The organism is Ralstonia sp. PBBBR1 (assembly GCF_002256165.1).
GTDB classification, from domain to species: Bacteria; Pseudomonadota; Gammaproteobacteria; order Burkholderiales; family Burkholderiaceae; genus Ralstonia; species Ralstonia thomasii.
This window is the reverse complement of record NZ_NKIL01000013.1, coordinates 106366-119130: the sequence shown is the minus strand read 5'-3', so window position 1 is coordinate 119130 and position 12765 is coordinate 106366. Positions and strand designations below refer to the sequence as shown.

Sequence of the window (12765 nt, the reverse complement as noted above, 5' to 3'; positions counted from 1 at the left end):
TTTTCATCGGATCAATGGATCGAAAGTACGGGCGATCAGGCGACTCGCTCATCAGCAACGGAGGCGCTGCGCACGATCGTGCGCTCTGGCGGGAAGACGGCGCGGAAGGTGCTGCCCTTGCCGTGCTCGCTGGTCACCTGCAACTCTCCACCGTGGCGCGACAGCACGTGCTTGACGATAGCCAAGCCTAGGCCGGTACCCCCGGTGTCGCGTGAACGGCTGCGGTCCACGCGATAGAAACGCTCGGTCAGCCGCGGGATATGCTCGGGTGCAATGCCAATCCCCGTGTCGGTGACGGAGTACACCGCGTGCCCGTCGCGCACGCCCCAATCGAGACGGATCGTGCCGCCATCCGGCGTATAGCGCACCGCGTTGGATGCCAGGTTGCTGAACGCGGAAAGCAATTCAAGCTCGGCGCCGCACACGCTCACGGCCGGATCGCATGTCATGCTGACGGTGTGCCGGCCCGCAGACAGCGCTTCGATATCGTGCTGGAGCTGCAGCATCATGCGCTGCATCGGCACCGGCGCCAGAGACGGCGGCTCGGGATTGCCTTCGAGCGTGGCGAGCGCCAGCAAGTCTTCCACCAGATGCTGCATGCGCATGGCCTGCGTGTGCATCATGTCCAGATAACGCCGCTTGTCTTCTTCCGGCAGCGGGATATCGCGCACCGTCTCGAGAAAGCCCGAGAGCACGGTCAGCGGTGTCTTCAGCTCGTGCGAGACGTTGGCCACGAAATCGCGGCGCATCGCTTCGGTGTTCTCCAGCTTGGTGATGTCCTGAGACACCAGCAGCTTGCGGTCTTCGCCATACGGCAAGATCTGGGCGGAGATGATGCTTTGCTTGTGCGGGCCCACGTCATGCATGGTGAGCGGCTCCTCGAACTCGCCGCGCGCCAGGTAGCGCACGAACTCCGGTCGGCGGATCAGGTGGGTAATGCGTTGGCGCAGGTCACGCTTGGCAGAGAGGCCGAAATGCTCTTCAGCTACCGCGTTGCACCATTCGATCTGGTCTTCACCGTCAAGCATCAGCACGCCGTTGGGCGATGCCTGAATGGCCTGGATGAAGCGGCTGTGCTGTTGTTCGACTTGCAGCACCTGGGTGCGCCAGCCCTTCATCAAACGGTGCAGGCGGTAGTAGACCTCGCCCCACAGGCCGAGCGCGCTGGGGATCTCGCCATAGGCCGGCGAGTCCAGCACGCGCCACAAGCGCTGGATCTGGTAGGTGTAATAGAGGAGCATCGCCAACAGCATGGCGCTGAGCACCGCCAGCGCAACGACGTGGTCGACGAAGATATACAGGCATGCCGTGACGATGCCCATGAGGGCGGCAAAGACGGCAAAGCGGGTCCAGAAGACGTTCATGAAGGCATTTTATGCGCTGGACCGCGACGGGCGTGTGAACGCGCGATGGAAAAAGAACCGGCTCGCGCGTTCGCCTGACGGATGCGTTATTGCGTTACTGCCCCGGATTGCGAGCGAGGCGATAGCCGCTGCCGCGCACGGTTTCGATCATGTTGCTGTAGCCGCCCGGAGCGAGCGCTGCGCGAAGGCGCTTGATGTGCACGTCCACCGTGCGCTCTTCCACGAAGACGTGGTCGCCCCACACCTGGTCGAGCAACTGCGAGCGGCTGTGCACGCGCTCCGGATGCGTCATCAGGAAATGCAGCAGGCGGAACTCCGTCGGTCCGAGGTCCAGCTTGATCGGGTTTTCCGCCTCGACGTTCGTGGCCGTCACGCGGTGCGTGGCCGGGTCCAGCTTCAAGCCGTTGATCGCCACCACGTCGTCGGTCAGCTGCGGCGCGCGGCGGCGCAGCACCGCTTTGATGCGTGCGAGCAGTTCCTTGGGCGAGAACGGCTTGGTGACGTAATCGTCCGCGCCGCTGTCCAGACCCATGATCTTGTCCTGCTCTTCGCTGCGGGCCGTCAGCATGATGATCGGGATCTGCCGCGTGCGCTCGTTGGCACGCAGCTCCTTGGCGAACATCACGCCCGATTTGCCCGGCAGCATCCAATCGAGCAGGACGAGGTCGGGCAACACGTCGCTCATCAGCGACAGCGCCTGCTCGGCGTTATACGCGCGGATCGGGTAGTGCCCTGCGTGCTGCAGGTTCACGGCGATCAGCTCGGCGATCGCCGGTTCGTCTTCTACGACGAGAATACTGCTCGGCATGCTCACGTCTCCAGTCCTGCCTTCTTATTCGCCTTCGCCCAGGATCTCGCGCTCCAGCGCCTCGCGCCCGGCATGCCGGACGTCGGTTCCCTTGACGATGTAGATAATAAACTCGGCGATGTTCTTGGCATGATCGCCGATACGTTCGATGGCCTTGGCAATGAACAGCAGATCCAGCGCCACCGAAATCGTGCGCGGGTTCTCCATCATGTACGTGATGAGTTCGCGCATGAAGCCGCGGAATTCCTCATCGATGGCCTTGTCTTCCTGCAGGATCGATACGGCGGCAGTGATGTCCAGGCGCGCGAAGGCGTCGAGCGCGTGGCGCAGGATGGTTGCGGCCATCTCGCCCGAGCGTTCGACGCCAGCGTAGTTCAGCGCGTGTGCGGACGGGTCCTGCATGAGGCGTTTGGTGCGCTTCGCAATCTTCGCGGCCTCGTCGCCGGCGCGCTCCAGATTGGTGATGGTCTTCGAGATAGCCATGACCAGACGCAAGTCGCGGGCGGTCGGCTGGCGGCGCGCAATGATGTTGTTGCAGTCGCCGTCGATCTCGATCTCGAGCGCATTGATCTCCTGCTCCACCGCGAGCACCTGATCACACATCGCGGTGTCGAAGTTGGCCAGCGCGCGCATCGCGCGGGCAATCTGCGCTTCCACCAGACCGCCCATCTGCAGCACCTTGGTGCTGATCGAGGTCAGGTCGGTGTCAAACTGCGATGACAGATGTTTTTCAGACATCGGTTTCTCCTTGTCGCTTCAGCTTCAGCGTTGTTGCAGGTCAGCCGAAGCGGCCGGTAATGTAGTCTTCCGTTTCTTTGCGTTGCGGCTTGATGAAGATCTTTTCGGTATCACCGAACTCGATCAGCTCGCCCAGGTACATGTACGCCGTGTAGTCGGAGCAACGCGCCGCCTGTTGCATGTTATGCGTGACGATGACGACGGTGTAGTCGTCCTTCAGCTCGGCGATCAGCTCTTCGATCTTGCCCGTGGAGATCGGGTCCAGCGCCGAGCACGGCTCGTCCAGCAACAGCACTTCGGGGCGGATGGCAATACCGCGCGCGATGCACAGACGCTGCTGCTGACCGCCCGACAGTCCGTAGCCCGACTGGTTTAGCTTGTCCTTCACTTCGTTCCACAGTGCGGCCTTGGTCAGCGCCCATTCGACGCGGTCGTCCATCTCGGAGCGCGACAGACGCTCGAACAGCTTCACGCCGAAAGCAATGTTGTCGTAGATCGACATCGGAAACGGCGTCGGCTTCTGGAACACCATGCCGACCTTGGCGCGCAGCAGGGCGATATCCATGCGCGAGGTCAGCAGGTTCTCGCCGTCCATGTTGATCTGGCCTTCGGCACGCTGCTCCGGATACAGCGCGTACATCTTGTTGAACGTACGCAGTAGTGTCGACTTGCCGCAGCCCGACGGGCCGATGAAGGCCGTCACCTGCTTCTCCGGAATCTGCAGCGAGATGTTCTTCAGGGCGTGGAACTTGCCGTAGTAGAAGTTCAGGTCGCGAACATCGATCTTCGGGCTTTGCGTGCGCACTTCGAGGGACGTAGCGGTCATGGTCATTTCTTGGTGAACAAGGCACGCGCGAGGACGTTCAGCCCCAGCACACCCAGCGTAATCAGGAACACCCCGGCCCAGGCCAATTGCTGCCATTCGGGGAACGGGCTCATCGCAAACTTGAAGATGACGGTCGGCAGCGTGGCCACCGGCTGATTCAGATCCAGGCTCCAGAACTGGTTGTTCAGCGCGGTGAAGAGCAGCGGCGCGGTTTCGCCGGCAATGCGGGCCACAGCCAGCAGCACACCGGTAATCACGCCGGCGTACGACGCCTTGAGCGTAATCGACAGGATCATCTTCCACTTGGGCGTGCCGAGCGCCATGGCGGCTTCACGCATCGCGTTGGGCACCAGGTTGAGCATGTTCTCGGTCGTGCGAACCACGATCGGAATCTGCAGCAGCGCCAGCGCGATCACACCGGCAATGCCCGAGAAGTGCTGCACGCGCGCCACCACGACGGCGTACACGAACAGGCCGATCACGATGGACGGCGCCGACAGCAGAATGTCGTTGATGAAACGCGTGGCGCTCGCCAGCATCGACGTCTTGCCGTACTCGGCCAGATAGATGCCGGCCAGGATGCCCAGCGGCGTGCCGATCAGGGTGGCCATGCCCACCAGCAACAACGAACCTGCGATGGCGTTGGCGAGGCCGCCTCCCGGCGTGTCGGGCGCCGGCGTCATCTCCGTGAAGAGCGACATCGACAGGCCGCCCACACCCAGCGAGAGCGTGGTCCACAGAATCCAAGCCAGCCACACCAGGCCGAATGCCATGGCGGCAAGCGACAGTGCCAGCGCAATCCCGTTGACGTTGCGGCGGCGCGCCTGCAGGCGGGCCTTGATCTTTTCAGAGTCGGCGCGGACGGCAGGGATGGAAGGCATACGCATGGTATTGGGTCTCATAGCGTCAGGCAGATCGTGTTGGTTCACTTCTGACCCTCGCTCTTCTGCAGGCGCAGAAGGAGCAGCTTGGAGGCCGCCAGCACGATGAACGTGATGACAAACAGGATCAAGCCCAGCTCCATGAGCGCCGCGGTATGCAGGCCCTGGCCCGCTTCCGCAAATTCATTGGCCAGCGCCGAGGTAATGCTGTTACCCGGCGAGAACAACGAGACATCGGACAGCAGGTTGGTGTTGCCGATCACGAACGTCACGGCCATGGTCTCGCCGAGGGCGCGGCCCAGGCCCAGCATCACACCACCGATCACGCCCGCCTTGGTGTACGGCAGCACCACGTTCCACATGACTTCCCACGTCGTGCAGCCCACCCCGTAGGCGGATTCCTTGAGCAGCGTCGGCGTGACCTCGAACACGTCGCGCATCACCGCCGAGATGTACGGGATGATCATGATCGCCAGGATCACCCCGGCACACAGGAGGCCGATGCCGATCGGCGCGCCCTGAAACAGCGCCCCGACGACAGGGATCTTGCCGACGGTCGCGGCCAGCGGCTTTTGAAAGTATTCGCCAAAAATCGGCGCAAACACGAGCAGCCCCCACATGCCGTACACGATGGATGGCACTGCGGCGAGCAGCTCAATGGCGGTACCCAGCGGTCGGCGCAGCCAGGCCGGCGACAGCTCGGTCAAGAACAGGGCAATGCCGAAGCTCACAGGCACGGCAATGATGAGCGCGATCAGCGATGTGACCAGGGTGCCGTAGATGGGCACCAGCGCGCCATAGATGTCGGAGGGCGGATCCCACTCCGAATTCCACAGGAACGACAGGCCGAATTTCTGAATCGTGGGCCAGGAGCTGATGATGAGCGAGATGATGATACCGCCCAGCAGCAGCAGCGTAACGATTGCGGCAAGGCGGGTCATACCGCCAAACACCAGGTCGCCGAGGCGGCTGGGTGCTCGCATACGGGAAGCGCCGGAGGAATCAGAGAGCGTGGCCATGAGGGAAACCGGTCAGCCGTGAAAGAAGCTTTTGAAATGATGCGGGCGGCCGATTCGTACCGACCTCCCGCACCTAGTGCTGCATCTAGTTACGAGCCGTTATGCAGCAGGCAGCGGTCACTAGTTGTAGACAACCTTGCCCGATGCATCCTTCACGCTCGACTTCCACGTTGCGCGGATCTGGTTCTTCACAGCGTCCGGCAGCGGCACGTAGTCCAGGCTCTTGGCGGCGTCGTCACCACCCTTGTAGGCCCAGTCGAAGAACTTCATGACTTCAGCGCCCTGCTCCGGCTTGGCTTGCGTCTTGTGCAGCAGGATGAACGTGGCACCAGCGATCGGCCATGCGTCCTTACCCGGTTCGTCCGTCAGGATCTGGTAGTACGACTTGCTCCACTCGGCGCCGGCGGCTGCGGCCTTGAAGGCTTCTGCGGTCGGTTTCACCACGGCGCCCGCCTTGTTCTGCAGGTTCACGTACGTCATCTTGTTCTGCTTGGCGTAGGCGTACTCAACGTAGCCCACTGCGCCACCCAGACGCTGCACGAAAGCGGCCACGCCTTCGTTGCCCTTGCCACCCGTACCCGTCGGCCAGTTCACGGTCGTGCCTTCGCCGACCTTGCTCTTCCACTCGGCATTGACCTTCGACAGGTAGTTCGTGAAGATGAACGAAGTGCCCGAACCGTCAGCACGGCGCACCACCAGGATGTCCTGGTCCGGCAGCTTGGCCTTCGGGTTCAGCTTGGCGATGGCCGGATCGTTCCACTTCTTGATCTTGCCCAGGTAGATGTCACCAAGCAATTGGCCGTTCAGCGTCAGCTCGCCCGGCTTCACGCCCGGCAGGTTGATCACGGGCACCACGCCGCCGATCACAGTCGGGAACTGGATCAGGCCATCCTTGTTCAACTCTTCGTCCTTCAGCGGCATATCCGATGCGCCGAAGTCGACGGTCTTGGCGGTGATCTGCTTGATGCCGCCCGACGAACCGATACCTTGGTAGTTCACCTTGGTTTGGGTCGCCTTGTTGTAGTCGGCCGCCCACTTGTTGTAGACGGGTGCCGGGAACGTTGCGCCTGCGCCAGTGATGTCAACAGCGAATGCGGCACCAGCGAAAGCCAGCGCAGCCACGCCAGCGATTGCGGTTTTGACCAGTTTCATGAGTTCTCCAGAGGAGCGGTTGAGCGATGACAGATTTTTGACATCCGAACTTTAGGCCGCTCAAATGACAGTTCTGTGACAACACGAAAACTTCTCATAGCCGGCCTGCACGGCAGGAAAGTCGACCCCCACGCATAAAAAAAGCGGCCCGGAGGCCGCTTTTCGACATGTTTGCTTGATCTGGCAACAACTTACTGCAACGTCGCGGCAAGACGCTCCGCATGTTGGTTGGCCAGCTCAGCGTCCTGCGCTTCCACCATGACGCGCACGACCGGCTCCGTACCCGACGGACGAATCAGCACACGCCCCTTGCCATCCAACTCGGCCTCGCTCGTCTTGAGAGCCGCCTGCAAGCCCGCGTGCGATTTCCAGTCGAAACCCTTTTCGACCCGCACGTTGATAAGCTTTTGCGGGAACAGGCGCACGCCGTCGAGCATCTCGTCCAGCGTCTGGCCGCTGCGACGCAATGCTGCAAGCACCTGCAGCGCCGAAATGATGCCGTCGCCCGTGCTGTGCTTGTCCAGGCAGAGCAAGTGGCCCGAACCTTCGCCGCCGAGCAGCCAACCATTCTTCTTCAGTTCTTCCAGCACATAGCGATCGCCCACCTTGGCGCGCACGAACTCGACCCCCTGCGCCTTGAGTGCGAGTTCCACGGCAAGATTGGTCATGAGCGTACCGACCGCGCCCGGCACCGTCTGGCCCGCCGCACGGCGCGCCTGCACCATCACGTAGAGCAGCTCGTCGCCGTTGTAGAGGCGCCCATTGCGGTCCACCACCTGCAGGCGGTCGGCATCGCCATCGAAGGCCAGGCCAATGTCAGCCCCATGCTCGCGTGTAGCCTCAACCAACTTACCCGGCGCCGTCGCGCCATAGCCGTCGTTGATGTTGCGGCCATTCGGCTGGTTGCCGATCGATACCACGTCCGCACCCAGTTCGTGGAAGACGTGCGGTGCAATGTGATAGGCCGCGCCATGCGCGCTGTCCAGCACGACCTTCATACCGAACAGGTTCAGGTCGCTCGGGAATGTGCTCTTGCAGAATTCGATGTAGCGTCCAGCGGCATCCTCGATACGACGGGCACGGCCCAGCGCATCAGAGGCCGCGTACGCCATCGGCTTTTCCAGTTCGGCTTCGATCTGCAGCTCGGTTTCATCCGGCAGCTTGTCGCCGGTGGCCGAGAAGAACTTGATACCGTTGTCGTAATACGGGTTATGTGAAGCGGAAATCACCACACCCGCCGACAACCGCAGCGCACGCGTGAGATACGCCACGCCAGGCGTTGGCAGCGGCCCGCTCATCAGCACGTCCACGCCGGCTGCTGTGAAGCCTGCTTCCAACGCGGCTTCCAGCATGTAGCCCGACAGGCGCGTGTCCTTGCCGATCAGCACGGTGGGACGGCCGTGACCATGCGCTTCCCCACCATGGGCCAACACACGGCCGGCTGCATAACCAAGGCGCAACACAAAATCCGGCGTGATCGGGCTTTCACCGACACGCCCACGGATGCCGTCGGTGCCGAAATACTTCCTGGACATTGGGAGTCTCTCCTGGAGAAATGTTTCTTTCTTTGTTTGTAAGGCGCTGGCCATCGCCGGGCAATCCTCTGTTCGCTTGACCCCCAGCCGCGTGAGGCTTGGGCGGCTATCAGGCCATTGGCGGATTTACGCGTTCATGACGCATGGCCCACCAGAGTTGAATTGCCTCCACGGTCGGCTGCACGTCGTGCACACGCACGATGAACGCGCCCCGCTCCGCCGCCAGTAGCGCTGCCGCCACACTGACGGTCACACGTTCGGCTGGCGGTTTGCCGCCCAACACCGCGCCCAGCGTCGATTTGCGCGACAAACCGGCGAGCAGCGGCAAACCGATGCGCTGAAACTCCGCCAAGCGATTGAGCATGGTGAGGTTGTGATCCGGCGTCTTGCCAAAACCAAACCCCGGATCAAGGGAGACACGCTCGGCCGCCACGCCGGCAGCCATCAGCGCCTCCGTCTGCGTGCACAGGAAGGCCTCCACCTCGCCCATCAGGTCTACATAGCTGGGCGCTTCCTGCATCGTTTCGGGATCGCGCTGCATATGCATGACACAAAGGCCCGCGTTGCCCTTGGCCACCGCCTCGATCGCGCCAGGCCGGCGAAAACCCCAGATATCGTTGATCAAATCGGCGCCCGCATCCAGCGTGGCCCGCATCACCTCGGGCTTGTAGGTATCGATCGACAGCGGCTTGCCGCATTCGCGTAGCGCCTCGACGATGGGCATCACCCGGTCCAACTCGGCTTGCAGGCTCAACGGCTCGGCGCCCGGCCGGCTCGACTCTCCACCGATGTCGATCATGTCGACGCCTTCGGCGATCAGCTGCTCGGCGTGGCGCAACGCTGCATCACGCGTGGCGTGCCGCCCGCCATCGGAGAACGAATCGGGCGTGACGTTGAGAATGCCCATGACGAGCGGACGGCGATCGCGTGGGTAACGGAAGCGTCCGCACTGGAAGTGCGTTGTGGTGGGAATGGAAGCGGACAAGATAGATCGATGGAAATGCTGTGCAGGACCGGAATGCTACGCCAGGCATGCCAGAATGCGCCAACAAAAAAAAGAGCCGGTGCGCTTGCACCGGCTCTTTTGCGTCGCCGCCCGGGCGACAAACTAACGGACCATCAACACATCACGCCGTGGCAGGCACGTTGCCCGGGTTCACCCCAGCCGGCGTGCCGCCACCCGGCGGTGTGCTGCCACCGCCGGTCGAGCCGTAGCGCGGCGGGCGCGGTGGCTTGCCGTCCATGATGTCATTGACCTGATCGGCGTCGATGGTTTCCCACTCGAGCAGCGCCGCAGTCATGGCTTCCACCTTCTCGCGATTCGCTTCCAGCAGCCCCTTGGCCAGGGCGTACTGCTCGTCCACGATGCGGCGGATTTCCGAATCCACCTTCTGCTGCGTCGCCTCGGACACCGTCTTCGATGCCATGCGGCCGAAGAAGCCATCCTGTTCCGTATCGACGTAGACCATGGTGCCGAGCGCGTCGCTCATGCCATAGCGCGTCACCATATCGCGGGCCATCTTGGTGGCGCGCTCGAAGTCGTTGGAGGCGCCGGTACTCATCGCACCCAGGAACACCTCTTCTGCAGCACGGCCACCGAACAGAATCGCGACCTCTTCAAGCATCGTATCCTTGTAGGCGTAGTGCTTGTCGTGCTCCGGCAGCTGCCAGGTCAGGCCGCCAGCCCAGCCGCGCGGCATGATCGTGACCTTGTGCACCGGATCAGCCTTCGGCAGCAGCTTAGCGACCACGGCATGGCCCGACTCGTGGTACGCCGTGGCGCGGCGCTCCTCTTCCCGAATCACGGCCGACTTGCGTTCCGGACCCATGTAGATCTTGTCCTTCGCGTCTTCGAAGTCCTGCATGTCCACTACGCGCTTGTTACGGCGCGCAGCAAACAGCGCAGCTTCGTTGACCAGGTTGGCCAGATCGGCGCCCGAGAAGCCCGGCGTGCCACGCGCCAGCACCGATGCATCGACGTCGTTGCCGATCGGCACCTTGCGCATGTGCACCTTGAGAATCTGCTCGCGACCACGGATATCCGGCAGACCCACGTAGACCTGACGGTCGAACCGGCCCGGACGCAGCAGCGCTTTGTCGAGCACGTCTGCACGGTTGGTTGCCGCGATCACGATGACGCCCGAGTTTGCCTCGAAGCCATCCATCTCGACCAGCATCTGGTTCAGGGTCTGCTCGCGCTCGTCGTTGCCGCCGCCCATGCCGGCGCCACGATGGCGGCCAACCGCATCAATTTCATCGATGAACACGATGCAGGGCGCCTGCTTCTTGGCGTTTTCGAACATGTCGCGCACGCGGGCCGCGCCCACGCCGACGAACATTTCAACGAAGTCCGAACCGGAAATGCTAAAGAACGGCACCTTGGCTTCACCAGCAATAGCGCGTGCGAGCAGCGTCTTGCCAGTACCCGGAGGGCCAACAAGCAGCACGCCGCGCGGGATGCGCCCGCCGAGCTTCTGGAATTTCTGCGGATCTTTCAAGAAGTCGACCAGTTCGACGACTTCTTCTTTCGATTCGTCACAGCCTGCCACGTCAGCAAACGTGACGCTGTTGTTGTTCTCATCAATCAACCGCGCCCGCGACTTGCCGAACGAGAAGGCACCGCCTTTCCCACCACCCTGCATCTGCCGCATCATGTAGAACCAGAACACGATGATCAGCAGCGTCGGACCGAGGTAGTAAAGGGCGGTAAGGAGCACACCTTGCTCTTCTTCCGCCTTACCGGTCACCTGCACGCCGTACTTCATCAGGTCGCCGACCATCCAGATGTCGCCCGGCGAGATGATCGAATACTTGTTGCCCTCGTTGGGCGTGACCAACAGCGTACGGCCTTGGACCTCGACGCGCTTGACCTTGCCGGCCTTCGCATCGTCCATGAATTGCGAGTACGTCACACCCTCTTGGGTGCGCGGCTTGTCGAACTGCTTGAAGACGGTGAACAGCACCAAGGCAATCACCAGCCAGATGGCCGCCTTCTGAAACCAGTTGTTATTCAAGGCGAGACTCCTTTAGAAATGCCTTGACGGGATGCTTGGCATTGTAATGCACGGACACCGCCGCGGGTTGATTGCCCGCAAGACCAACGAACCACCGTGCCAGCCGAGGGGCCCCTTCTTGAGTATCGTCCGTCAGCCCGGATGCTTGAGCTGGCGGCCCAACAAGAATGTCTCGGACGATTTGCCACGGGAGGCTTTCGGCTTGCGCGGCGCCACGATCTTGAAATGACGCTTGAACATCTCGACGATCTGACTATAGCCGCTGCCGTGGAAACATTTGATCAGCAGCGCGCCTTCAGGTTTCAGGTGCGCCATGGCAAATTCCACTGCCAGCTCGGCGATGTGCTCCATGCGCGCGGCGTCTGCCGACGCCACACCTGAGAGATTGGGGGCCATATCGGACAAAACAAGGTCCACTTTGCCGCCACCGCTGACTTCCAGCACGATTTCTTCCAGTTGCCGGAATACCTCGTCCTCGCGGAAGTCACCCTGGATGAAGGTAACGTCGGCGATGGCTTCCATCGGCAGGATGTCGATGGCGACGATCGCGCCGTCGATACGTCCATCCTTGGCACGCGGCGAGGCCGCCAGCTTGTTGCGCACGTACTGGCTCCAACTGCCCGGCGCGGCACCCAGGTCAACGATGACCTGGCCCGGCTTGATCAACTTGTCCTGCTCGTCGATCTCTTTGAGCTTGTAGGCGGCACGTGCGCGATAGCCTTCGCGCTGCGCCAGCTTGACGTACGGATCGTTGATATGGTCGTGCAGCCACGACTGGTTAAACTTGTTCTTTGCCATCGAATTGGTTGCAATTTCGCCCGAATGTAGCGCCAAACATGGCGGCCAGGACTGGTTTTGGCGGATAATACGCGCCGTTTGTCTCTTTGCGCGATCCCGCGCTTATTTATGCCCGCCCTTATCCTCACCCCTGCCCAACGATCGGAACTGCGCTCCGAAGCGCACGCGTTGAACCCGGTCGTCATCATCGGTGCGGAGGGTCTGACCAAGGCCGTTCTGGCCGAAATCGACCGCTCGCTGGCGGCACACGGGCTGATCAAGATTCGCGTCTTCGGCGATGACCGCGAAGCACGCATCGAACTCTACGACACCATCTGCGCCCGCCTGCAAGCCGCCCCCGTACAGCACATCGGCAAGCTGCTGGTGATCTGGCGCGAAGGCCCGGCGTACCTGAAGGAAAACCAGCCGCGCGATCTCAAGCCGCCGCGCAAGACGACCGTGGGCGCCGGTCCGCGCTCGGTCACCGTGCGCAAGCCGAACCCGAACAGCGCACGCCGCCCGAAGCCCGTCCGCCTGAGCGTGCTCGGCAACGAACGTGTCACGGCCGGCGGCAACGTCAAGCGCGCCAAGCCGCGTCAAACCAGCCAGAAAAAGAAGGCGCTGTCCTGATCCAATTCGGGGCTGCACACA

The 12765-nt window shown here is 62.1% G+C and carries 12 protein-coding genes; 1 reads left to right on the top strand and 11 read right to left on the bottom strand.

The genetic code is table 11. The features are described 5' to 3' along the window. Positions 1–35: 35 nt before the first annotated feature. The 11 genes from phoR to CFE42_RS20830 form a co-directional block, all read right to left on the bottom strand. A complete protein-coding gene (phoR, locus tag CFE42_RS20880; protein ID WP_004634237.1) occupies positions 36–1364 on the bottom strand; it encodes a phosphate regulon sensor histidine kinase PhoR in 1329 nt (442 codons plus the stop codon). Between the two features lie 94 nt (positions 1365–1458). Continuing rightward, positions 1459–2172, bottom strand: a complete 714-nt coding sequence (gene phoB, locus CFE42_RS20875; protein WP_004634238.1) for a phosphate regulon transcriptional regulator PhoB — start codon at positions 2170–2172, stop codon at positions 1459–1461. A gap of 24 nt (positions 2173–2196) precedes the next feature. Next, a complete protein-coding gene (phoU, locus tag CFE42_RS20870) occupies positions 2197–2910 on the bottom strand; it encodes a phosphate signaling complex protein PhoU (RefSeq protein WP_004634240.1) in 714 nt (237 codons plus the stop codon). 40 nt (positions 2911–2950) lie between these two features. Continuing rightward, entirely contained in the window at positions 2951–3736 is a 786-nt protein-coding gene (gene pstB / locus CFE42_RS20865) for a phosphate ABC transporter ATP-binding protein PstB (RefSeq protein ID WP_024541705.1), read from the bottom strand. Positions 3737–3738: 2 nt separating this feature from the next. Continuing rightward, on the bottom strand, positions 3739–4623 hold the full coding sequence (gene pstA / locus CFE42_RS20860; RefSeq protein WP_004634245.1) for a phosphate ABC transporter permease PstA: 885 nt from the start codon (positions 4621–4623) through the stop codon (positions 3739–3741). A 38-nt stretch (positions 4624–4661) separates the two neighbouring features. Further along, a complete protein-coding gene (pstC, locus tag CFE42_RS20855) occupies positions 4662–5636 on the bottom strand; it encodes a phosphate ABC transporter permease PstC (RefSeq protein ID WP_004634247.1) in 975 nt (324 codons plus the stop codon). A gap of 120 nt (positions 5637–5756) precedes the next feature. Next, positions 5757–6788 carry a phosphate ABC transporter substrate-binding protein PstS gene (gene pstS / locus CFE42_RS20850; RefSeq protein ID WP_004634249.1) on the bottom strand — a complete coding sequence of 344 codons (1032 nt, stop codon included), beginning with the start codon at positions 6786–6788 and terminating at the stop codon, positions 5757–5759. Positions 6789–6979: 191 nt separating this feature from the next. Further along, positions 6980–8323, bottom strand: coding sequence for a phosphoglucosamine mutase (gene glmM / locus CFE42_RS20845; RefSeq protein ID WP_004634251.1), 1344 nt, complete (start codon positions 8321–8323; stop codon positions 6980–6982). A 109-nt stretch (positions 8324–8432) separates the two neighbouring features. Then, on the bottom strand, positions 8433–9296 hold the full coding sequence (gene folP / locus CFE42_RS20840) for a dihydropteroate synthase (RefSeq protein ID WP_152458853.1): 864 nt from the start codon (positions 9294–9296) through the stop codon (positions 8433–8435). Between the two features lie 154 nt (positions 9297–9450). Next, complete coding sequence (ftsH, locus tag CFE42_RS20835) at positions 9451–11337, bottom strand: ATP-dependent zinc metalloprotease FtsH (protein ID WP_004634256.1); 1887 nt, start codon at positions 11335–11337, stop codon at positions 9451–9453. A gap of 132 nt (positions 11338–11469) precedes the next feature. Next, positions 11470–12135, bottom strand: a complete 666-nt coding sequence (locus CFE42_RS20830; RefSeq protein WP_004634259.1) for an RlmE family RNA methyltransferase — start codon at positions 12133–12135, stop codon at positions 11470–11472. A gap of 108 nt (positions 12136–12243) precedes the next feature. On the opposite strand from CFE42_RS20830, the gene CFE42_RS20825 reads away from it, so the two are divergent. Then, positions 12244–12744, top strand: coding sequence for a YhbY family RNA-binding protein (locus CFE42_RS20825; RefSeq protein ID WP_004634261.1), 501 nt, complete (start codon positions 12244–12246; stop codon positions 12742–12744). Positions 12745–12765 lie beyond the last annotated feature (21 nt).